This is a genomic window from Azospirillum thermophilum (genome assembly GCF_003130795.1).
GTDB classification, from domain to species: domain Bacteria; phylum Pseudomonadota; class Alphaproteobacteria; order Azospirillales; family Azospirillaceae; genus Azospirillum; species Azospirillum thermophilum.
Window position 1 is genome coordinate 760,386 of record NZ_CP029353.1, and the last position, 20,113, is coordinate 780,498.

Annotated in this window: 17 protein-coding genes; 5 read left to right on the forward strand and 12 right to left on the reverse strand. The window is 71.1% G+C overall.

The features are described from left to right. Nucleotides 1-30 precede the first annotated feature (30 nt). Complete coding sequence (locus tag DEW08_RS09680; RefSeq protein WP_109326592.1) at nucleotides 31-1,338, forward strand: hydroxyacid-oxoacid transhydrogenase; 1,308 nt, start codon at nucleotides 31-33, stop codon at nucleotides 1,336-1,338. A gap of 51 nt (nucleotides 1,339-1,389) precedes the next feature. Here DEW08_RS09680 and DEW08_RS09685 read toward each other — a convergent pair whose 3' ends face one another. Continuing rightward, entirely contained in the window at nucleotides 1,390-3,189 is a 1,800-nt protein-coding gene (locus DEW08_RS09685) for an acyl-CoA dehydrogenase (RefSeq protein WP_109326593.1), read from the reverse strand. 246 nt (nucleotides 3,190-3,435) lie between these two features. Between DEW08_RS09685 and DEW08_RS09690 the strand changes: the two genes are divergently transcribed. Then, on the forward strand, nucleotides 3,436-4,464 hold the full coding sequence (locus DEW08_RS09690) for a lysozyme family protein (RefSeq protein WP_109326594.1): 1,029 nt from the start codon (nucleotides 3,436-3,438) through the stop codon (nucleotides 4,462-4,464). 19 nt (nucleotides 4,465-4,483) lie between these two features. Here DEW08_RS09690 and parA read toward each other — a convergent pair whose 3' ends face one another. Then, nucleotides 4,484-5,131, reverse strand: a complete 648-nt coding sequence (gene parA, locus DEW08_RS09695) for a ParA family partition ATPase (protein ID WP_109326595.1) — start codon at nucleotides 5,129-5,131, stop codon at nucleotides 4,484-4,486. 178 nt (nucleotides 5,132-5,309) lie between these two features. Between parA and DEW08_RS09700 the strand changes: the two genes are divergently transcribed. Then, nucleotides 5,310-6,215: an L-threonylcarbamoyladenylate synthase gene (locus DEW08_RS09700; RefSeq protein WP_342760770.1), complete on the forward strand. Its 906-nt coding sequence runs from the start codon at nucleotides 5,310-5,312 to the stop codon at nucleotides 6,213-6,215. Between the two features lie 38 nt (nucleotides 6,216-6,253). Here DEW08_RS09700 and DEW08_RS09705 read toward each other — a convergent pair whose 3' ends face one another. Continuing rightward, nucleotides 6,254-7,060 carry an APH(3')-II family aminoglycoside O-phosphotransferase gene (locus DEW08_RS09705; RefSeq protein WP_109329702.1) on the reverse strand — a complete coding sequence of 269 codons (807 nt, stop codon included), beginning with the start codon at nucleotides 7,058-7,060 and terminating at the stop codon, nucleotides 6,254-6,256. Between the two features lie 222 nt (nucleotides 7,061-7,282). On the opposite strand from DEW08_RS09705, the gene DEW08_RS09710 reads away from it, so the two are divergent. Beyond that, nucleotides 7,283-8,698 (forward strand): FAD-binding oxidoreductase, encoded by a 1,416-nt coding sequence (locus DEW08_RS09710; protein ID WP_109326597.1) that lies wholly within the window; start codon nucleotides 7,283-7,285, stop codon nucleotides 8,696-8,698. Between the two features lie 165 nt (nucleotides 8,699-8,863). Then, nucleotides 8,864-10,270 (forward strand): 3-isopropylmalate dehydratase large subunit, encoded by a 1,407-nt coding sequence (gene leuC, locus DEW08_RS09715; protein WP_109326598.1) that lies wholly within the window; start codon nucleotides 8,864-8,866, stop codon nucleotides 10,268-10,270. A gap of 78 nt (nucleotides 10,271-10,348) precedes the next feature. Here the strand turns inward: leuC and DEW08_RS31120 are convergent, their stop codons facing one another. The 9 genes from DEW08_RS31120 to DEW08_RS09760 form a co-directional block, all read right to left on the reverse strand. Then, nucleotides 10,349-10,708, reverse strand: a complete 360-nt coding sequence (locus tag DEW08_RS31120; RefSeq protein ID WP_168220330.1) for an EF-hand domain-containing protein — start codon at nucleotides 10,706-10,708, stop codon at nucleotides 10,349-10,351. A 116-nt stretch (nucleotides 10,709-10,824) separates the two neighbouring features. Further along, a complete protein-coding gene (locus DEW08_RS09725; RefSeq protein ID WP_109326601.1) occupies nucleotides 10,825-12,132 on the reverse strand; it encodes a branched-chain amino acid ABC transporter permease in 1,308 nt (435 codons plus the stop codon). 54 nt (nucleotides 12,133-12,186) lie between these two features. Continuing rightward, nucleotides 12,187-12,924, reverse strand: coding sequence for a tRNA pseudouridine(38-40) synthase TruA (gene truA / locus DEW08_RS09730; protein WP_109326602.1), 738 nt, complete (start codon nucleotides 12,922-12,924; stop codon nucleotides 12,187-12,189). Further along, the gene (gene fmt, locus DEW08_RS09735; protein ID WP_109326603.1) at nucleotides 12,924-13,874 is read right to left on the reverse strand and encodes a methionyl-tRNA formyltransferase; all 951 of its coding nucleotides are present in this window, start codon (nucleotides 13,872-13,874) and stop codon (nucleotides 12,924-12,926) included. The genes truA and fmt overlap by 1 nt, the downstream gene beginning before the upstream one ends. Nucleotides 13,875-13,906: 32 nt before the next feature. Next, a complete protein-coding gene (gene def, locus DEW08_RS09740; RefSeq protein ID WP_109326604.1) occupies nucleotides 13,907-14,419 on the reverse strand; it encodes a peptide deformylase in 513 nt (170 codons plus the stop codon). A gap of 377 nt (nucleotides 14,420-14,796) precedes the next feature. Continuing rightward, nucleotides 14,797-15,654 carry a phytanoyl-CoA dioxygenase family protein gene (locus DEW08_RS09745; protein WP_109326605.1) on the reverse strand — a complete coding sequence of 286 codons (858 nt, stop codon included), beginning with the start codon at nucleotides 15,652-15,654 and terminating at the stop codon, nucleotides 14,797-14,799. Nucleotides 15,655-15,869: 215 nt separating this feature from the next. Beyond that, complete coding sequence (locus tag DEW08_RS09750; RefSeq protein ID WP_109326612.1) at nucleotides 15,870-16,331, reverse strand: cache domain-containing protein; 462 nt, start codon at nucleotides 16,329-16,331, stop codon at nucleotides 15,870-15,872. 247 nt (nucleotides 16,332-16,578) lie between these two features. After that, nucleotides 16,579-17,043 carry a thioredoxin-dependent thiol peroxidase gene (bcp, locus tag DEW08_RS09755; protein WP_109326614.1) on the reverse strand — a complete coding sequence of 155 codons (465 nt, stop codon included), beginning with the start codon at nucleotides 17,041-17,043 and terminating at the stop codon, nucleotides 16,579-16,581. Continuing rightward, complete coding sequence (locus tag DEW08_RS09760; RefSeq protein ID WP_109326615.1) at nucleotides 17,040-20,060, reverse strand: bifunctional [glutamine synthetase] adenylyltransferase/[glutamine synthetase]-adenylyl-L-tyrosine phosphorylase; 3,021 nt, start codon at nucleotides 20,058-20,060, stop codon at nucleotides 17,040-17,042. The genes bcp and DEW08_RS09760 overlap by 4 nt, the downstream gene beginning before the upstream one ends. Nucleotides 20,061-20,113: the final 53 nt, after the last annotated feature.

Consider the following 20,113-nt stretch of genomic DNA (forward strand, 5'->3'; position numbering starts at 1 on the left):
GGAACCGGCCAACAGGGGGGACCCGCCGTCATGCCGTCACCGAACGCCTATCCCATCGATCCCGGCGGAGAGACCGGATTCACGGTCGAAGCCGCGCGCATGAAGTTCGGTCCGGGCATGCTGGCGGAACTGGGGGACGATGCCCGCTCGCTGGGGATTACGCGGGTCGCCCTGTTCACCGACCCGAACGTCGCGGCGACCGAGCCCTTCGCCGCGGCGCTGGCCTCGCTGAAGGGGGCGGGGCTGGAGGTGGTGCTCTATGACGGCTGCCGGGTGGAGCCGACCAGCGCCTCCTTCCTCGACGCCGCGGCCTTCGCGCGGGAGGCGGGGGTCGACGGCTATGTCTCGATCGGCGGCGGCTCGGTCATCGACACGGCCAAGGCGGCCAACCTCTACGCTACCCACCCGGCCGATTTCCTCGCCTACGTCAACAAGCCGCTGGGGGAGGGGATCCCGGTCCCCGGCCCGGTCCGGCCGCACATCGCCTGCCCGACCACCTGCGGCACCGGCAGCGAGACGACCGGGGTCGCCATCTTCGACCATGTCGAGAAGCAGGTGAAGACCGGCATCTCGTCGCGCCATCTGCGCCCGTCGCTTGCGGTGGTCGATCCGCGGACGCTGGACAGCCTGCCGCCGGGGGTGATCGCCGCCACCGGCTTCGACGTGCTGACCCATGCCATCGAGAGCCACACGGCGCGCCCCTACCGCAGCCGGCCGCGGCCGGAGAGTTCGGCTCTGCGCCCGCCCTACCAGGGCGCCAACCCCTGGTCCGACATCGGCAGCCTCCAGGCGATCCGGCTCGGCGGCAGTTATCTGGTGCGGGCGGTGGCCGACCGGGACGACCAGGAGGCGCGCGACGCCCTGATGTTCGCGGCGACGCTGGCCGGGCTGGCCTTCGGCAATGCGGGGGTGCACATCCCGCACGCCATGTCCTATTCGGTGGCCGGCATGAACCACAGCTTCGTCGCCACCGGCTATGAGAAGGCGGAGCCGATGGTGCCGCACGGCATCTCGGTGGTGCTGAACGCGCCCGCCGCCTTCCGCTTTACCGGCCCGGCGGCGCCGCAGGCGCATCTTCGCGCCGCTGAGGCGCTCGGCGCCGACACGCGCGGGGCGGTGGCGGAGGATGGGGGCCGGCTGCTGGCCGACCGGCTGATCGAAATGATGCGGGCGACCGGGGTGCCGAACGGCCTGTCGGCGCTCGGCTATGGCGAGGCCGACATTCCCGGTCTGGTGCGCGGCGCCTCGGCGCAGCAACGCCTGCTGACGATCGCCCCCTGTGCCGTGGGCGACGACGACCTGCGCCGGCTCTACGCCGACGCGATGCGGTACTGGTGAACGGCCCGCCTCCCCGCGCGGCTGCCGTGGCGCGGGGGAGGCGGAGCGGGATCAGAACTGCTCCTCGCTCAGGGCCATCACCGTGTTGCGGGCGGTGACGATGGTCGGCAGCAGCGCCGGGGCGGGGGTCAGGATCTGCTCGGCGTAGAAGCGGGCGGTGACCAGCTTCGTCTCCAGGAAGGAGGCGTTGGCCCCCGGCCGTTGCAGCCCCTCCAGCGCCTTGATCGCCGAGCGGGCGAGCATCCAGCCGCCGGCGACCGTGCCCCACAGGCGCAGATAGGCGACGGCGCCGGCCGCGGCCCCCTGCAGGTCGCCTTCCGCCTGGGTGGCGACGACCCAGGCCACCGCCTGCTCCAGCGCCTCGATGCCGGCGTTCAGCGCGTTGCGGATCACCACCGCGTCGTCACCGGGCAGCGAGGCCAGCGCGTCCGCCGTCGCCCGCATGTCGGCGATCAGCGCCTTGGCCGAGGTGCCCTTGTCGCGGCCGGTCTTGCGGAAGGTCAGGTCGTTGGCATGGATGCCGTTGGTGCCCTCGTAGATCGGGGTGATGCGGGCGTCGCGGTAATGCTGGGCCGCCCCGGTCTCCTCGATGAAGCCCATGCCGCCGTGGATCTGCACGCCGGTGGAGGCGACCTCGCAGCCGATGTCGGTGGACCAGGCCTTGACGATCGGAGTCAGCACGTCGACCCGCGCCGCCGCCGCGGCCCGTACCGCCGGTTCCGGATGGTGGCGGGAGATGTCGAGCTGCGTGCCGGCGAACAGCGCCAGCGCCCGCGCCGCCTCGGTCTTGGCCCGCATGTCGAGCAGCATGCGGCGTACGTCCGGATGCCTGATGATGGCGACCGGGCCGCCCTTGCCGTCGGCCAGATCCTTGCTCTGCACGCGGGTCTTGGCGAAGTCGCGCGCCTGCTGGTAGGCCCGCTCGGCGATGGCGACACCCTGGATGCCGACCCCCAGGCGGGCGTTGTTCATCATGGTGAACATGTACTCGATGCCGCGGTTCTCCTCGCCGACGAGGAAGCCGACGGCGCCGCCGTTGTCGCCGTAGGCCATGACGGCGGTCGGGCTGGCCATGATGCCCAGCTTGTGCTCCAGGCTGGCGCAGCGCAGGTCGTTGCGCTCGCCCGGCGTGCCGTCGGCCTTGGGCAGGAACTTCGGCACGATGAACAGGCTGATGCCCTTGATGCCGGCCGGCGCGTCGGGCAGGCGGGCGAGGACGAGATGGACGATGTTCTCCGTCAGGTCATGCTCGCCGTAGGTGATGAAGATCTTCTGGCCGGTGATGCGGTAGCTGCCGTCCTCCGCCCGCACCGCCTTGGTCCGCACCGCCGCGAGATCGGAGCCCGCCTGCGGCTCCGTCAGGTTCATGGTGCCGGTCCATTCGCCCGAGATCATCTTCGAGAGATAGACGGACTTCTGCTCGGCGCTGCCATGCTCGGTCAGCAGGTCGACCGCCCCCTGGTTCAGCAGCGGGCAGAGGCCGAAGGACAGGTTGGCGGCCTGCCACATCTCGTTGACGGCGAAGGCGACGGTCCAGGGCAGTCCCTGCCCGCCATACTCCGGCTCGAAGGGCAGGCTGTTCCAGCCGGCCTCGGCGAACTGCGTGTAGGCTTCCTTCCAGCCGGCCGGCGTGCGGACGACGCCGTTCTCCAGCTTCGAGCCTTCCTTGTCGCCGACGCGGTTCAGCGGAGCGAGCACACCCGAGGCGAACCTGCCGGCTTCCTCCAGCACGGCGTCCACCAGGTCGGGAGCGGCCGATTCGCAGTTGGGCAGGGCCGCGATGGCGTCGAGCCCGACGACCTCGTTCAGGACAAAGCGCAGATCGTCGACCGGAGCAGTATAGGGGATCATGGCGGAAGAAACCTCCCGTAGCCGGATGTTTGCCGGATGATGTGGTTTGCGCCCGGCGCTGGGGCCAGGTTGACGTGCACGTCAACATACAGCGCCGCACGGAAGTTGGCGAGGGCGTATCTATGCAGGATAGATCGGAGGCCGCCGCGCAACTTCCTTGCGGCGGGTTGTCGCGCCATTTCGGCGAGTCACGCTTGGCATGGCATCTGCAAGGAAATGGGCGCAGTTCCGAGAGGGGATCGACCCATGACCATCGCCGCCCTTGCCCGCCAGACCGAAACCGCCGTCCAGCAGGCCCGTACGCCGCGCGGGCCGGCGAATGTGGAGGCCGCGGTGCGCAACGCCAGCGCCCGCACGGGGGTCGATTTTTCCTACCTGATGGAAAAAGCTGCCGTGGAGAGCGGGTACCGCACCGACGTCAAGTCCTCCACCTCCTCGGCCACCGGGCTCTACCAGTTCATCGACAGCACCTGGCTGCAGACGATGAAGGAGCATGGCGGAGACCATGGCTATGCCAAATACGCCAACGCCATCCAGGTCCGCTCCGACGGCCGGCCCTACGTCGCCGACCCGGCGATGAAGCAGGAGATCCTGGACCTGCGCAAGGATCCGACCGCCTCGGCCCTGATGGCCGCGGAATACACCCGCGACAACAAGGAGTATCTGCAGGAGAACACCAGCCGCCCCGTCGGCTCGACCGAGCTGTACCTCGCCCATTTCCTCGGGGCGGGCGGTGCCGCGAAGTTCATCAACGCCATGGACGGCAGCCCCAACCGGCCAGCGCGCGACGTCTTCCCCGACGCGGCGGCGGCCAACCGGGGCGTGTTCTTCGACAAGGAAACGGGCCGGGCCAAGAGCCTGAAGGAGATCTACGACCGCTTCGCCGGCAAGTTCTCGGAAAACCCGCTGTCCTACTTCGCGCCGGCGCAGGTGGTGACCGACACGGTGCGCAAGCAGGACATGCCCGACGGCTTCACCACCCAGATGCCGATGGCGCCGGCCAAGGCGCAGAACGGCACGCCGCTGTCGATCTATCAGGTCCTGGCATTGAACGCGCTGGAGACGCCGGACGAGGTCGACAGCGTCAACGGCCGCCAGACCCGGCCGCGCGACAAGGAGCACCGCCGCATGCGCGACGAGCCGATCCGCGCCGACCAGCCGGGCGCCGACCAGGGGGTCGGGCTGGGCTTCGGCCTCGGGCTCGGCCGCGTGGTGGGGACGGAGTCCGGCATCGCGGCGGGCGGCCCGGCGGACACGGCCACGGTCAGGACCTGACGGGAGACCGCTGCTCCTCCTATCCGGCCCGCGCCAGGATTTCCTCGGCCAGAGCCTGCATCTCCGCCGCGGCCAGCGTCCGGCGCACCCCTTCGGTGACGGAGAGGCCGGTCAGCAGCGTCCCGGCATAGGCGGTGCGGTTGCCGATCTGGGCGGCCGCCAGCTCGACGGCCGGCGGGTTCGCCAGCTCCTGCACCTTCGCCACCAGCTCGTCGGCGATCTTCGCCCGCGGCGGGACGCGGTTCAGCACCAGGAGCAGCCGCCGCTTCTCCTGCGCGGCAAGGTCGAGCGTGGGATGCACGGCCCACAGATCCATCGGGCTCGGCTGCACCGGGGCGACCACCAGCGAGGCGGCGCGGACGGCGATGCGCGCCTCCGTCTGGGCGTGGGGCGGGCTGTCGATGACCACCACATCGTGATCGCGGGCCAGCTTCTCCACCTCCGCCTGGGTGCGCCAGCCGGTGATCTGCACATGGGTGAAGCCGGGAGCGCCGCCGGTCGCCGCCATCCGCACCGCGTGCCAGCGCGTCAGGCTGCCCTGCGGGTCGATGTCGACCGTGGCGACGGAGCGGCCGAGCTGCATCCAGGCGATGGCGAGGTGTGCGGCCAGCGTCGTCTTTCCGGCGCCGCCCTTCTGCTGCGCCACGGTGAAGACCTTGCCCGCCATGCCGGCACCCATCATGTTGTTGTGAGCTGCGCATACCCGTCATACCCAGGCGCTCGGGCCGGCGCAACCCGCACGAATTGACATGGCGGACCGACGCTCTACAAAGACCCCTTGTGACTGAGCAACGCCCCGAAATCATTCCGACGACCCCGCCGGCATCGCCCGCGCCGCAGAGGCGCTGCGCGACGGCGAGCTCGTCGCCCTTCCGACCGAGACGGTCTACGGCCTCGGCGGCAAGGCCACGGACGACCGCGCGGTCGCCGCGATCTTCGCCGCCAAGGGCCGCCCGTCCTTCAATCCGCTGATCGTCCACGTCCCCGGCTGGGCGGAGGCCCAGCAATGGGTCGTGGCGGACGAGCGGGCGGAAGAACTTGCCCAGCATTTCTGGCCGGGCCCGCTGACGCTCGTGCTGCCGCGCCGGCCGGACAGCGGTCTGTCCCTGCTGGTCAGCGCCGGGCTCGACAGCGTGGCGATCCGGGCGCCGAGCCACCCGGTGGCGCAGGCGCTGCTGAAGGCGGCGGGCGTCCCGGTGGCGGCGCCCAGCGCCAACCGCTCGGGCGCCGTCAGCCCGACCACGCCGCAGCACGTGCTGGAGAGCCTGGGCGACCGCGTGCGCATGGTGGTGGCCGGCGGCAAATGCCCGGTCGGTCTCGAATCGACCGTGCTGGACCTGACCGGGCCGGAGCCGGTGCTGCTGCGTCCCGGCGCCGTGCTGCGCGAGGAGATCGAGCGGCTGATCGGCCCGATCCGCGTCTCGCAGGAGGACCCGGCGGCGCCGAAGTCGCCGGGCCAGCTTGCCAGCCACTATGCGCCCAACGCGGCGGTGCGGCTGAATGCCGACGGCGCCGGACCGGACGAGGCCTTCCTGACCTTCGGCCCCGACCGCTTCGTTCCCGGCGGCCTGACCCGCCTGAACCTGAGCCTGGAAAGCGACCTGAACGAGGCGGCGGCCAACCTGTTCGCCTATCTCCGCCAGCTCGACCAGAGCGGGGCGAAGAGCATCGCGGTGATGCCGATTCCCGACGAGGGGCTGGGCGTGGCGATCAACGACCGGCTGCGCCGGGCGGCGGCGCCGCGGGGATAGGGCCAGGGCCGCGCCCGCGCCCGTCGGGACGGAATGCCTCAGAAGAACTCGTCGAGCAGGCGGTAGAAGCGCATCTTCGCCGGATCCGCGGCGATGCCGTAGCGGTCGAGGAAGGGGGCGATCCATGCCTCTCCCAGCTCCTCGGCGATGTCGCGGGTCGCCAGCGCGAGATCCTGGTGGCGGTCGGCGATCCCCAGGCGCCCGACGTCGATGAAGCCGGTGAACGCCCCATCCTCCGCCATGAGGTTCGGCAGGCAGGCGTCGCCGTGGGTGACGACGAGATCCTCCGTCCGCGGGCGCCCGGCGACGAGCAGGGCGAACAGCTCGCCCACCGTCCGGCCGTCCTCCTTCCCCTCGTAATCCTCCTCCTCGACCAGCCCGGCCTCCATCCGTGCCCGGGCATGGGCGATCCGGACGCCGGCGCTGTGATCGAAGGGGCAGGCGGCCCGGTCGATCCGGTGCAGGCTGCGCAGGGCCTCGGCGGCGAGGCGGACGATCCTCGCGGGCTCGGGACGCTGTTCGGAGGCGAGGTCGTGGCCGGCCACAGCCGTCATCAGCAGCCAGTCGCGGTCAGCCGTTGCCGCGGCGTCGATGACTCGAGGCGCCGGCACGCCGACCGTCTCCAGCCAGCGCATGCGGGCCGTCTCGTCCCGCAGCTCGGCGAGCGGGCCGGCGGGTTCGGTCTTGACGAACAGGGGCGGGCGGTCCGTGGCCTCGAGCCGGAACACGGCGGCGCCGGAGCAGCCGATGGTCTGCCGGGTCCAGCGATAGCCGGCAAGACGCTCCGCCCAGCCGACGGGCAGGGAGGGCGGACGGTCGGCGGGAGACGGGGGATGCGATGACATCGTGCTGACCATGGTCGGATCGGGCCACGCATCTGGCGGCGGCCCGCTGCGGCCAGGGTAGTCTCTTCCACCTTTCCGTGCATCAGGCCGAACGGCTTATAAGGAAGGGCAGCCGTCCGGGCCAAGCCCGCGGCGGTGCGGCCTTCTCGGCGATAGAAATGCGATGGCGCAGGCTGTAGAACGGACGCGCGCTCCTGCAACCCATCACCGGACTGCCCTGCCATGACCGTCGCCGCCGCTCTCGACCAGATCCGCGCCATCGTGGGTGCCAACGGCATCCTGACCGAGCCGGGGGACATGGCCCCCTACCTCGCGGAATGGCGGGGACGCTTCAAGGGCAGCAGCCCGGCGGTGGTGCGTCCGGCCAGCACGGAGGAGGTGGCGGCCGTCGTCCGGGTCTGCGCCGAGGCGGGCATCCCCATCGTGCCGCAGGGCGGCAACACCAGCCTCGTCGGCGGCTCCATCCCCTACGAGGAGGGGAGGGAGATCGTGCTGAGCCTGTCGCGCATGAACCGCATCCGCGACATCGACCCGCTGAACTACACCATGACGGTCGATGCCGGCGTGGTGCTGACCACCATTCAGGGTGCGGCGGCCGACGTCGACCGGCTGTTCCCGCTGAGCCTGGGGGCGGAGGGCACGGCGCAGATCGGCGGCCTGATCTCCACCAACGCCGGCGGCATCAACGTGCTGCGCTACGGCAACGCCCGCGAGCTGGTGCTGGGGCTGGAGGTGGTGCTGCCGGACGGGCGCGTCTGGGACGGCCTGCGCCGGCTGCGCAAGAACAACACCGGCTACGACCTGAAGAACCTGTTCGCCGGGGCGGAAGGCACGCTGGGCATCATCACCGGCGCCGTGCTGAAGCTGTTCCCGCGCCCGCGCCAGTCGGAGACCGCCTTCGTCGCCGTCCCCTCGCCGGCCGCCGCCGTGGAACTGCTGGCCCGGCTGCGCGAGGCGACGGGCGACGCCGTGTCGGCCTTCGAGCTGATGTCGCGCCGCTGCCTGGAGTTCGCGATCCGGCATGTCGGCGGCAGCTTCGACCCGCTGTCGGAGCCGTCGCCCTGGTATGTGCTGACCGAGCTGACCTCCGGCACGAGGTCGGATGCCTTCCGCGAGGCGGTGGAGACCGCGCTGGGCGAGGCGTTCGAGGCGGAGCTCGCCACCGACGCGGTCATTGCCCAGTCGGAGACCCAAGCCAAGCAGCTCTGGTTCCTGCGCGAGGCGATCGTCGAGGCGCAGAAGCACGAGGGCGGCTCGATCAAGAACGACGTGTCCGTCCCGGTCTCCCGCGTCGCCGAGTTCATCGAGCGGGCGCAGGCCGCGGTGGAGGCCGCCTGCCCGGGCATCCGGCCGACCCCCTTCGGCCATGTCGGCGACGGCAACATCCACTTCAACCTCAGCCAGCCGGAGGGGGCCGACACCGCCGCCTATCTCGCCCGCTGGGACGAGATCTGCCATGTGGTGAACGAGGTGATCTTCGCGCTCGACGGCTCGATCTCCGCCGAGCACGGCATCGGCCGCTTCAAGAAGGACGAGATGCCGGTCATCAAGGGGCCGGTGGAGTTCGACCTGCTGCGCGCCGTCAAGGCCGCCCTCGATCCCAAGGGGCTGATGAATCCGGGCAAGATGCTTCCGTGATCCGGCCCGGCCGCCGGACCGCCACAGCCCTGCCTGCGCCACAAAGTTGCGCCTGACAGGGCTGCGGCGAAAGACGGTTGACCATACTTGTCCCCGCCGCGACAGAAGGCTATTGTGCGGCCTCTGTTCACCTGGCACCTGTCGTTTCCCGAGAGAGATTCCGCGATGTCCAAGCCGCGCACGCTTTTCGACAAGATCTGGGACAGCCACGTCGTCCACCGTCAGGAGGACGGCACCTGCATCCTCTATATCGACCGCCATCTTGTCCATGAAGTGACCAGCCCGCAGGCTTTCGAGGGGCTTCGCGTGGCCGGCCGCAAGGTGCGCCGTCCGGAGGCGACGCTGGCCGTGCCGGACCACAACGTGCCGACCACCGACCGCTCGAAGGGCATCGTCGAAGAGGAAAGCCGCATCCAGGTCGAGACGCTGGACAGGAACGCCCGGGACTTCGGCATCCGCTACTTCCCGATGGACGACGTCCGCCAGGGCATCGTCCATATCGTCGGGCCGGAGCAGGGCTTCACGCTGCCGGGTGCGACCATCGTCTGCGGCGACAGCCACACCGCCACGCACGGCGCCTTCGGCGCTCTCGCCTTCGGCATCGGCACGTCGGAGGTGGAGCATGTGCTGGCCACCCAGACCCTGCTGCAGAAGCCGGCCAAGAACATGCTGATCCGCGTCGACGGCGAGCTGCTGCCGGGCGTGACCGCCAAGGACGTCGTCCTGGCGATCATCGGCAGGATCGGCACCGCCGGCGGCACCGGCCACGTCATCGAGTTCGCGGGCGACGCCATCCGCTCGCTGTCGATGGAAGGCCGCATGACCGTCTGCAACATGGCCATCGAGGCGGGCGCCCGCGCCGGCCTGATCGCCCCGGACGAGAAGACCTTCGAGTATGTGAAGGGCCGCGCGCTGGCGCCGAAGGCCGGCGCCTGGGAGCAGGCCGTCGCCTACTGGAAGACGCTGCCGTCGGACGAGGGGGCCGTCTACGACACCACCGTCGTGCTGAACGCCGCCGACATCGCGCCGCAGGTGACCTGGGGCACCAGCCCGGAGGACGTGCTGCCGATCACCGCGACCGTGCCGAACCCGGCCGACGTCGCCGACGCGGGCAAGCGCGCTGCCGTCGAGCGCTCGCTGGCCTACATGGGTCTCGAGCCCGGCCAGCCGCTGTCGTCGGTGAAGGTCGACACGGTGTTCATCGGCTCCTGCACCAACGGCCGCATCGAGGATCTGCGCGCCGCCGCCGAGATCGCCAAGGGCCGCAAGGTCGCCGCGGGCGTGCGCGCCCTGGTGGTTCCCGGCTCCGGCCTCGTCAAGGAGCAGGCGGAGCAGGAAGGCCTGCACGAGGTGTTCCTCGAGGCCGGCTTCGAGTGGCGTGAGCCCGGCTGCTCCATGTGCCTCGCCATGAACGCCGACCGCCTGGCGCCGGGCGAGCGCAGCGCCTCGACCTCCAACCGCAACTTCGAGGGCCGCCAGGGCCGCGGCGGCCGCACCCACCTCGTCAGCCCGGCCATGGCCGCTGCGGCGGCGGTGACCGGCCACCTGACCGACGTGCGCACGCTGGACTGAGCCCCGGTTTCCGACCGGTGTCCAACCAAAGGGGGCCTGTTCCGCGGGCCCCCTTTCGCATGTCCGGAGCCGGCGCCGCTACTGTCGATACCCGCCCGCCTGGAACTCGTCGGCGGTCAGCTTGCCGTCGCCGTTGCGGTCGAACTGCTTGAAGCGCGCAGCCCGATGCTCCTTGGCGATGTCGGTGGCGGAGCCGGGGCCGCCCCGCGGTGCGTTGATGAACTCGTCCCGGCTGACGGCGCCGTCGCCGTTGGTGTCGAGCCACTGCAGGATGCCCTGGCCCCCGGCACCGGGTCCCATGCCCCGCCCCGTGCCCTGTCCCTGACCCATCCCCTGGCCCATGCCGCCGCCGGGGCCCGGCCCCTGGGCGAACGCCATGCCTCCGGCCAGGACCAGCGCCGCGCCGGTCAGGGCCGCCATCTTCCACAGGCTCCTCATGGTCGCCTCCATCCCTGGATAGTCCCTTCGACTACAAGGGGCATTGCACCATGCTCCTGTAACGGGCCTGTGTCCGGAGGGGGTGGGTCCTGTAACGCTGTGTAACGACGCCCCCCTCAGTCCCCCCGGTTCCGGTCGGTGCCCAGCAGGCCGTTGGGGCGGTAGATCAGGAACAGGGTCAGCAGGCCGAAGGCGACGATGTCCTTGTAGGCCAGGGCGAAATAGGCGGACCAGAAGGTCTCGACCAGCCCCAGCAGGGCGCCGCCCAGCATCGCGCCGGGGACCGAGCCGATGCCGCCGACCACCGCGGCGGCCAGGGCCTTGAAGCCGACCAGATAGCCGGTGAAGAAGTTGATCCCGCCGTAGTAGAGCGCGATTACCGACCCGGCCACCGAGGCGAGGCCGCCGCCGATCACGAAGGTGATGGCGACGGTGCGGTTGACGTCCACCCCCACCAGCTCGGCCGCGGCGGCATCGTCGGTGCAGGCGCGGTGCGCCCGGCCGTAGGCGGTCCTCTGCATGATCCCCCAGAGCAGCGCGTAGAGCCCGCCGGTCAGCCCGAGGATGGCGAACTGCGAGGTCAGGGCGGTGACGGTGAAGCCGCCGTCGGTCAGCAGCTCGTGCCGGTCGTCGAGGATCGGGGCCGGCCACCAGTCGCGCGCGCCCTGCAGCAGCCGCACCCCCTCCTGATAGGCCATGGTCAGGCCGATGGCGGCGATCAGCGGCGTGTGGCTCCGCAGGCCGCGGAGGCGGCGGAAGACCAGACGGTCCATCGCCCAGCCCTGTACCGCCGTGAAGCCCATGGCGGTGACCAGCACGGCGAGGATGGCCGGCGGCCAGGTCGCCAGCCCGGCAAGGCCGAGCGCCGCCGCCCCCAGCGCCGTCATCATGGCGCCGAGCATCGTCAGCTCGCCCATCGCGAGGTTGATCTGGCCGACGATGGCGTAGACCAGCGTGTAGCCGAGGGCGAGCAGCCCGTAGACGCAGGCGACGGTGATGGCGTTGATGGTCTGCTGCAGCAGGAACAGCACCGGCCGCCAGGAGGCGGGGGCGGAGCGGGCGGCGCTCTCCTCCGCCGCGTCGGCCACCGGCAGGCGCTGGCCGGCCCACAGCCGCAGCATGGCGAAACGCATGTCGTCCAGCCAGCCGTTGCGGTCGGTCGCCACCCCCGTCAGCTCGCGGTGGCCGGCCTGGAAGACGGTGCCGGCGAAGCGGCAGGCGATCCAGCGGTCCTGCCCGCCGGCACGGTAGTCGAGCCGGAGGGTCCGGCCGTCGCCCGGTTCGGTGCGGGCGGACAGCCGTTCCGGCGGCTCGGAGTCGAAGGCCGGGATCAGCCGGCCGCACAGCTCCCGCTGGTCGGCGTCGACGCCGCAGCCGGACAGCAGGAGCAGTGCCGCGAGCAGGAGCAGGAGGGGTCGAAGCACGGGAAACGCCGAAGGCCGGAAGATGCTTCAGCGTACCGACTATCCGGCCCTCTGTCAGTAGCGGGCGGAGACGAAATACAACCCGTCCGGCGGAGCGGTCGGCCCGGCCTTGGCGCGGTCGCGCGCCTCCAGCGCCCGGCGGACGTCGTCCGGCTGCCACTTGCCCGCCCCGACCAGTTCCAGCGTGCCGACCATGTTGCGGACCTGATGGTGCAGGAAGGACCGGGCGGCGGCGTGGATGCGCAGCTCGTCGCCCTGCCGCTCCACCTCCAGCCGGTCGAGCGTCTTCACCGGCGACTTGGCCTGGCAGAGGGCGGCGCGGAAGCTGGTGAAGTCGTGCTGGCCGATCAGGTGCCGGGCCGCCAGGTTCATCGCCTCGGCGTCGAGCGGGCGCTGGACGTGCCAGGCACGCCCGGCGTCGAGCGCCAGCGGCGCCCGCCGGTTGACGATGCGGAAGACATAGGAACGGCCGAGGCAGGAGAGGCGGGCGTGGAAGTCGTCCGGCACCTCCTCCGCCAGCAGGACGGCGACCGGCGCCGGCTTCAGGTGGTGGTTCAGCGCGTCGCGCAGCTTCAGCCCGGCGAACGGCTTCTCCAGGTCGAAGTGGACGACCTGCCCCAGCGCATGGACGCCGGCATCGGTCCGGCCGGAGGCGTGGACGCGGACCGTCTCGCCGGACAGGCGCTGCAGCGCCTCCTCCAGCGACTGCTGGACGGAGGGGCCGTTGTCCTGGCGCTGCCAGCCGACGAAGGGCCGGCCGTCATACTCGACGGTCAGTTTCCAGCGCTGCATCACGCGGCGTCGAGGCGGGAGCCGGGGGGCAGGGCGAAGCCGCGCAGGAAGGCGGCGCCGTCGACCGGCGCCTTGCCCGGCCGCTGCACCAGCGTCAGCCGTACCGCCCCGTCGGCGCAGGCGATGGCCAGCCGGTCGTCCAGCACGGTGCCGGGAGCCGCCGGCGGCGCGTCGGGCGCCGGCTCGGCCTTGAGGACCTTGATGCGCTCCACACCGCCCTGGGCGGTGGGGGCGTCGAACCAGCAGCCCGGCCAGGGGGTGAGCGCCCGCACCTGCCGCTCGACATGGGCGGCCTCGCGGCTCCAGTCGAGCCGGCCGTCGTCGCGCGTCAGCTTGGCGGCATAGGTGACGCCCTCCTCCGGCTGCGGTTCCGCGGCGAGGGTGCCGGCGGCGAGCCCGTCGAGCGCGGCGACGATCAGCCGGGCGCCCAACGCGGCCAGCGCGTCGTGCAGCGTGCTGGCGGTGGTCTCCGCCGTGATCGGCACCGCCCCCTTCAGCAGCATGGCCCCGGTGTCGAGCCCGGCGTCCATCTGCATGATGGTGATGCCCGTCTCGGCGTCGCCGGCCAGGATCGACCGCTGGATCGGGGCGGCGCCGCGCCAGCGCGGCAGCAGCGAGCCATGGACGTTCAGGCAGCCCAGCCGCGGCGCGTCCAGCACCGGCTGCGGCAGGATCAGCCCATAGGCGGCGACCACCGCGGCGTCGGCGGCCAGGGCGGCGAACTCGGCCTGCGCCTCGGCGTTGCGCAGGCTCCTGGGCGTGCGCACCGGGATGCCGTGCGCCTCGGCGAAGCGGTGGACGGGCGACGCCTGCACCTGCTGGCCGCGGCCGGCGGGACGGGGCGGCTGGCTGTAGGCGCAGACGACCTCATGCCCGGCCCCGATCAGCGCGGAGAGGCTGGGCACGGCGAAGTCGGGCGTGCCCATGAAGACGAGGCGGAGCTTGGTCATGGCGACCTCGGTGGACGGCGGCTGCGGTCGGCTCAGGCGGGGGTGCGGGCCTGCTTCTGCACCTTGCGCAGGATCATGTTGCGCTTCAGCGAGGACAGGTAGTCGACGAACAGGACGCCGTTCAGGTGGTCGATCTCGTGCTGGATGCAGGTGGCGAGCATGCCGTCCGCCTCGATCTCGCGGATCTCGTTCTGCTCGTCGAGATAGCGCACGCGGATCGCCTTCGGCCGGGTCACCTCGGCATACTGCTCCGGCACCGACAGGCAGCCTTCCTCGCACACCGCCTTCTCGTCCGAGGACCAGACGATCTCAGGGTTGGCGAGGCGGATGGGGTTCGGCTTCTCCCCCTTCTCGTGCACGTCCACCACGATCACGCGGTCGAGCAGGCCGACCTGCGGTGCGGCAAGGCCGATGCCCTTGGCGGCGTACATGGTCTCCACCATGTCGTCCATCAGCCGGGCGACGCGCGCATCGACCTTCTCGACGGGCTTCGCCTTCTGCTTCAGGACGGGGTGGGGGGCGACGAGGATGCTGAGGACGGCCATGGCGACTCGGCGACGATTCCAGACAGGGTGCGGCAAACCGTCAAAATATGGAGCCGCCCCCGCGGGGTCAAGGAATGCCCGCGCTGCGTCGGCGCGGCGGCCGGCGCCGCCGAGCGGGTCTGCGTCGGGCCCGCTTGTGCGCGTTGTGCGGCGATCATCGCGCGCACAATGGCGTTTTTCCGCCTTCCCCCTTCCATTCCAAGCGGTTACGGGAACCGTTCGTGTGCCGCCGTTGTGCGAGGGATGCACAATGCGGCGGGCGCGGCACGGGGTGAGGACGTCCCTACTGTAGAAGGCGCCCCGCTCCCGTTCAACGCCTTCCCGAAACGGGCCGGAAACGGGCGGGAGAGGGAGCCCTCGCCGCCGTCCGCCGGCCTCTAGCTGATCCAGAGCTGCAGCATCAGCCGGTCGCGGTCGGCGGGGGCGAGGGCCTTGTGGTAGCAGGAGGTGTCCTCGATGAAGCCGGTACCGGCCTTCCCCTCCACCACCAGGATGCGGTCGCGGCTGTAGCGGGCGAAGACCTCGGCGTCGCTGGCGTTGGCCGAGCCCAGCAGCATGCGCAGCGACTTGCCGCGGTGCGAGCCGCGGACCAGCGCATGGGCGCCGGTGCCGGCGGCCACGTCGGTCAGGTAGAACTGCGCCGAGCAGAAGTTCAGGTCATGCACGTCGAAGTGCCAGTCGATGGTCTGGCCGAGCCGCCGCCGCTCGTCGTCGGAGGCGCTGGTGACGAAGCTCCAGAACAGGCGCGGGATGATCTTGCGCGGCTGGTAGCCGAGGAAGGCGGTGCAGGACTCCAGCAGCAGCGGGTCGCGGCAGATCCGCCGCACCGCCGCGTTCTCCAGCGGGTCGGGTACGCTGGCGATCACCACCGGCCTGCCATCGGGGAGGCGGCCGTCCTGCACCTGGCTGCGGAAGAAGAGGTGCTCGCCGCCGCGCGCCCGCAAAGGCGAGTGTTCGGCGAACTCCACCAGATCCGCCACCAGCGGGGCCGGCAGGTCGAAGCCGAAGGCGATGGAGTCGCGCCGGAGGTCGTCGAGGGCGCGGGTGGCGGTCGTGCCGCCGAACAGCGAGGTCGGCAGGGGCGGCAGCGGCACCGGCGGGCCGAGCGGGGCACGGGACCGGGCTGAGCGCAGGCGGCGCAGGGCGCTGAACCCGCGCCGGACGCTCTCGAAGCGGCCGAGGGCATAGTGAAGCTCGCCGGCAGCCAGCCGCCGGGCAATGTTCGCGACATTCATGGAGACGGGTCCCGTGATCGAACCGATGGCGACGGACGCGGCACTGACCTGATGGTCATGAACCTTAGGCCGAGGCGTGTGATTTCGCCTGCGTGCGTTTGTCGTACAGCCGGTTGTCCGGAGGATAGCCCGCTCCACCGTCCCCTTCGGGAGCGCCCGGTGCGATCGGGCGGGGCCGGCCCTTCCGTCCGGCCCCTTTGCCGCCCTCTACGCCGTCAATCGGAGTAATAGCCGCTGCCGACGAGGTATTCTCCCTCGCGGATCACATAGGAGTGCTTGTGCTCTACCTTGTTGCTGGTGCGGTTCAGCCAGACATACTCGACCACGCCGGACGGGCTGGCCTTGGTGACTTCCATCATGCTGGCGACGATCGGCCTGCCCTCGGCATCCTTGAGGCCGGAGGCGTCGGTTCCCGCCAGCTTCGGATTGGCGCCGGAGGCGACATAGTGCCCCTTGGAGTCGAAGACGAAGACATAGAGGTCCTTGCGGACGAAGGCGCCCTTGGGGTCGTTGAAGGCTGCTGCGGCGGCGGCCGGCCCCTTCTCCTTCAGATAGGCGGCCGCCTCGGTGGCGAGCGCCTTGGCCTGCTCCGGGGTGGAGCGGTCGGCGAGCGCCGGAAGGGCGACGAGCGCCAGCCCGGCGGCGAGCGGAACGATCGACAGACTCATGCGTGCCATGATGCCGTTTCCTTAACTTGCGGGGATGCTTCCATCGGGCAGCACCAGGACCCCGGCCGATCCGGACGGGCCGGCCGTGCTCTTCTTGCGGAGCGGACGGATTGTATCGGTTACGGCCTGTTCGCGGACACGGGTTCTTCGCCGCACCGACCATGGAAGGATCCGGCCGCAGAAGAAGGGCGGGGGAACCGTGCCGTGGTCCCGCCCGCCCTGAACGAAAGTCCAATTGCCGGGAAGCCCGGCGGCGTTACAGCGCCTTCGCGGCCTTCAGCACCGCATCGACATGGCCGGTCACCTTGACCTTGCGCCAGACGTTGCGCACCACGCCCTCCTTGTCGATCAGGAAGGTGGCGCGGTCGATTCCCATGTACTTGCGGCCGTACATGCTCTTCTCGACCCAGGTGCCGTAGGCCTCGCACACCGCGCCGTCGGTGTCGGAGGCCAGCGTGAAGGGCAGGTCGTGCTTCGCCTTGAACTTGTCGTGGCTGGCGACGCTGTCCTTCGACACGCCGATCACCACGGCGTCGACGCCGGTGAAGTCGGGCAGGCTGTCGCGGAAGCCGCAGGCCTCGGAGGTGCAGCCGGAGGTATCGTCCTTCGGGTAGAAATACAGCACCACCGTCCGGCCCCGCAGCGCCGACAGCGTGACGCTGCCGCCGCCGTCGGTCGGCAGGGTGAAGTCCGGGGCGGGGGTTCCGACATCTACGGTCATGGCAGTTCCTGATCCTGTCTGGACGCGGGAGGCGTGAGGCGGGACGCCGGCTCCTCGACCAGGGTCTTGAAATGGTCATGGGCGCCGGCGGCGATGCGACGGATTCTGGTGTCGAGTTCCCCGAAGTCAACCACGGGTTCCTCATCCGGGAAGGCCGCTTGCGCCAGACCGGCCAGCAGGCTGGGCGACACCTGCCGCGGGTCGAGCACGCCGGCCGTGGTCAACCGCAGGAAGCCCTGCACCCGCCGCCAGACCCGCAGGGTCGATTCGAGCTCCCGCCCGACAGCCGGGTCGAGCAGGCCGGCCGCCACGGCGTTGCGCAGCGCGCCGGCGGTGCCGATCGCCAGGATCTCCGGCTGGCGGTGGGCGTGGCGGAGCTGGAGGTACTGGGCGATGAACTCGATGTCGATCAGCCCGCCGCGGGCGTACTTGACGTTCCACGGGTTGGTGGTGCCGAACTCCTTGTCGATGCGCCGGCGCATGTCGGCGACGTCCCACAGCAGCTTGTCCGGGTCGCGCGGGGCGGTCAGCGCGTCGCGCACCGCGGCGTTCACCCGCTGCGTCAGGCCGGGATCGCCGCCGATGACACGGGCGCGGGTCAGCGCCATCTGCTCCCAGGTCCAGGCCTCGGCCGCCTGATAGTTGATGAAGGCGTCGAGCGAGGTGGCGAGCGGGCCGGAATTGCCCGAGGGGCGCAGCCGCATGTCCACCTCGTAGAGGCGGCCGTCGCCCATCGGCGCGGTGATGGCGTTGGTCAGCCGCTGCGTCAGCTTGATGTAGTACTCGTTGGGCGCCAGCGGCTTCGCCCCGTCCGACTGGCGCACGTCGGGCGGCACGTCGTAGACGACGATCAGGTCGATGTCCGAGGTGACGGTGAGCTGCCGGCTGCCCAGCTTGCCCATGGCGACGACGACCCAGGCGCCGCCCGGCATATGGCCGTGGCGCTGGGCGAACTCCTCCTCCACCCGGCGGGCGAGGTCGGGGACCACCACGTCGGCGAGGTCGGCCAGGAAGGGGCCGCAGCGGTCGCCGTCGGTGATGCCGCGCAGGATGTGGATGCCGGCGCGGAAGCGCTGGTCGTTGGTCCAGCGGCGCGACAGGGTCAGCGCATCCTCGAAGTCGCGCGCGGTGGCGAGATAGCGGGCGTGGTCGGGCAGCAGCCCGGCGACGTCGGGCAGCGGGTCGAAGAAGTCGGGCGACAGCACCGCGTCGAGCAGGGACGGGTTGCGCGACAGCGTCTCGGCGAGTTGCGGCGCAGTACCCATCACCTCCGCCACCAGGGTCAGCAGGCGCGGGTTGGCGACGAAGAGCGAGAACAGCCCGACCCCCGCCGGCAGCCGGCCGAGGAAGGCGTCGAACTTCACCAGCGCGTCGTCGGGCGACGGGGTCTTGGCGAGCTCCGCCAGCAGGCCGGGGGCCAGCTCGGTCAGCAGCTCCCGCGCGCGGCCGGAGCGGGTGGCGCGGTAGCGTCCGCGGTGCCAGGCGGAGACGACGGCGATGACGCGGCTGGGGTCCTGGTAGCCCATGCCGCGCAGCGTCTCCACCGTGCCGGGATCGTCGTCGGTGCCGGTGAAGACGAGGTTGCCGGGGCCGGAGAGAGACGGCGCCTCCTCGAACAGCTCGGCATAGCGGTCCTCGACGCGGCCGAGCCGGGCCAGCAGCTCCTCGCGGAAGCCGTCCGCGTCGTCGTAGCCGAGGAAGCAGGCGAGATGCGCCACGCCGTCGTCGTCGGCCGGGATCTGGTGGGTCTGGCGGTCGTCGATCATCTGGATGCGATGCTCGACCCGGCGCAGGAACTGGTAGGCCTCCTCCAGCTCCTCCACCGTCTGCGGCGGCACCCGGCCGACCTCGCAGAGCGCCCGGTTGGCGAGCAGCGTCGGGGCGATGCGCACCCGCGGGTCGCGCCCGCCGAAGATGAGCTGCTGGGTCTGGGCGAAGAACTCGATCTCGCGGATGCCGCCGCGGCCGACCTTGATGTCGTGGCCGTTGACCGTCACCTCGCGGTGGCCCTTGTGGGCGTTGATCTGGCGCTTGATGGAATGGATGTCCTGGATGGCGGCGAAGTCGAGGTTGCGGCGCCAGATGAAGGGCTCCAGCGAGCGGACGAACAGCGCCCCGGCCTCCGGATCGCCGGCGATGGGGCGGGCCTTGATCATCGCCGCCCGCTCCCAGTTCTGGCCGACGCTGCCGTAATAAATTTCGGCGGCGGAGACGGAAACCGCCAGCGGCGTCGCCCCCGGATCGGGCCGCAGACGGAGATCCGTGCGGAAGACGTAGCCGTCCTTCGTGCGTTCCTCCATAATGCGGACAAGATCGCGCGCGATACGGATGAACGTGCGGGCGAGGTTGTCCGGCTGGGGCGTTTGGACGACGGCATCGTCGTACAGCACGATCAGGTCGATATCGCTGGAGTAATTGAGTTCGCGCGCACCGAGTTTCCCCATGGCAAGCACGATCAGCCCCGACCCCACCCACGGTCGCTGCGGATCCGGCAGCGTCAGCGTGCCCGCCTCGGCGGCCCGGCGCAGCAGATGCGCCGCGGCCAGCCGCACCGCCGTTTCCGCCATGTCGGACAGCGCGCCCGTGACCTTGCGCAGCGGCCATGAGCCGGTGATGTCGGCCAGCGCGATCAGCAGCGCCGCCCGCCGCTTGGCGAGCCGCAGGCCGGCCATCAGCCGGTCGATGTTGCGCTCGCCGGCGTATTCGGCCTCGAGATCCGCCAGCAGGGCGGCGAAGGGGGCGTCGTATCCCTCCTCCACCGCGCGGCGGACGCAGGCCAGCTCGCGGGTCAGGATGTGGCCGAGATACGGGCTGTTGCCGCAGACCGCGTCGATCAGCGCCTGCCCCTCGCCGGAGGCGGCGAAGCCCTCCGCCCACTCCCGCAGGGCGGGCTCCGCCTTCGCCGCCTCCTGGCGCCAGCGGTCGCGCCCCAGCTCGGCCTGGGCGGGGTCGAAGGGCCGGGGAATCCGGTGGGGAAGCGGGCGGGCCGGCTGTGCGGAGGAGAGATCGGTCGGCATGGGAATGGTTCGCTCTGCTTATCGATTGGGCGGAACCCTGCACTCCGTGCCGC

Excerpts from the sequence above, each read along its gene's own strand:
- DEW08_RS09680 (WP_109326592.1), top strand. The coding sequence starts at position 31 with ATGCCGTCACCGAACGCCTATCCCATCGATCCCGGCGGAGAGACCGGA.
- DEW08_RS09685 (WP_109326593.1), bottom strand. The coding sequence starts at position 3,189 with ATGATCCCCTATACTGCTCCGGTCGACGATCTGCGCTTTGTCCTGAAC.
- DEW08_RS09690 (WP_109326594.1), top strand. The coding sequence starts at position 3,436 with ATGACCATCGCCGCCCTTGCCCGCCAGACCGAAACCGCCGTCCAGCAG.
- parA (WP_109326595.1), bottom strand. The coding sequence starts at position 5,131 with ATGGCGGGCAAGGTCTTCACCGTGGCGCAGCAGAAGGGCGGCGCCGGA.
- DEW08_RS09705 (WP_109329702.1), bottom strand. The coding sequence starts at position 7,060 with ATGTCATCGCATCCCCCGTCTCCCGCCGACCGTCCGCCCTCCCTGCCC.
- DEW08_RS09710 (WP_109326597.1), top strand. The coding sequence starts at position 7,283 with ATGACCGTCGCCGCCGCTCTCGACCAGATCCGCGCCATCGTGGGTGCC.
- leuC (WP_109326598.1), top strand. The coding sequence starts at position 8,864 with ATGTCCAAGCCGCGCACGCTTTTCGACAAGATCTGGGACAGCCACGTC.
- DEW08_RS31120 (WP_168220330.1), bottom strand. The coding sequence starts at position 10,708 with ATGAGGAGCCTGTGGAAGATGGCGGCCCTGACCGGCGCGGCGCTGGTC.
- truA (WP_109326602.1), bottom strand. The coding sequence starts at position 12,924 with ATGCAGCGCTGGAAACTGACCGTCGAGTATGACGGCCGGCCCTTCGTC.
- fmt (WP_109326603.1), bottom strand. The coding sequence starts at position 13,874 with ATGACCAAGCTCCGCCTCGTCTTCATGGGCACGCCCGACTTCGCCGTG.
- def (WP_109326604.1), bottom strand. The coding sequence starts at position 14,419 with ATGGCCGTCCTCAGCATCCTCGTCGCCCCCCACCCCGTCCTGAAGCAG.
- DEW08_RS09745 (WP_109326605.1), bottom strand. The coding sequence starts at position 15,654 with ATGAATGTCGCGAACATTGCCCGGCGGCTGGCTGCCGGCGAGCTTCAC.
- DEW08_RS09750 (WP_109326612.1), bottom strand. The coding sequence starts at position 16,331 with ATGGCACGCATGAGTCTGTCGATCGTTCCGCTCGCCGCCGGGCTGGCG.
- bcp (WP_109326614.1), bottom strand. The coding sequence starts at position 17,043 with ATGACCGTAGATGTCGGAACCCCCGCCCCGGACTTCACCCTGCCGACC.
- DEW08_RS09760 (WP_109326615.1), bottom strand. The coding sequence starts at position 20,060 with ATGCCGACCGATCTCTCCTCCGCACAGCCGGCCCGCCCGCTTCCCCAC.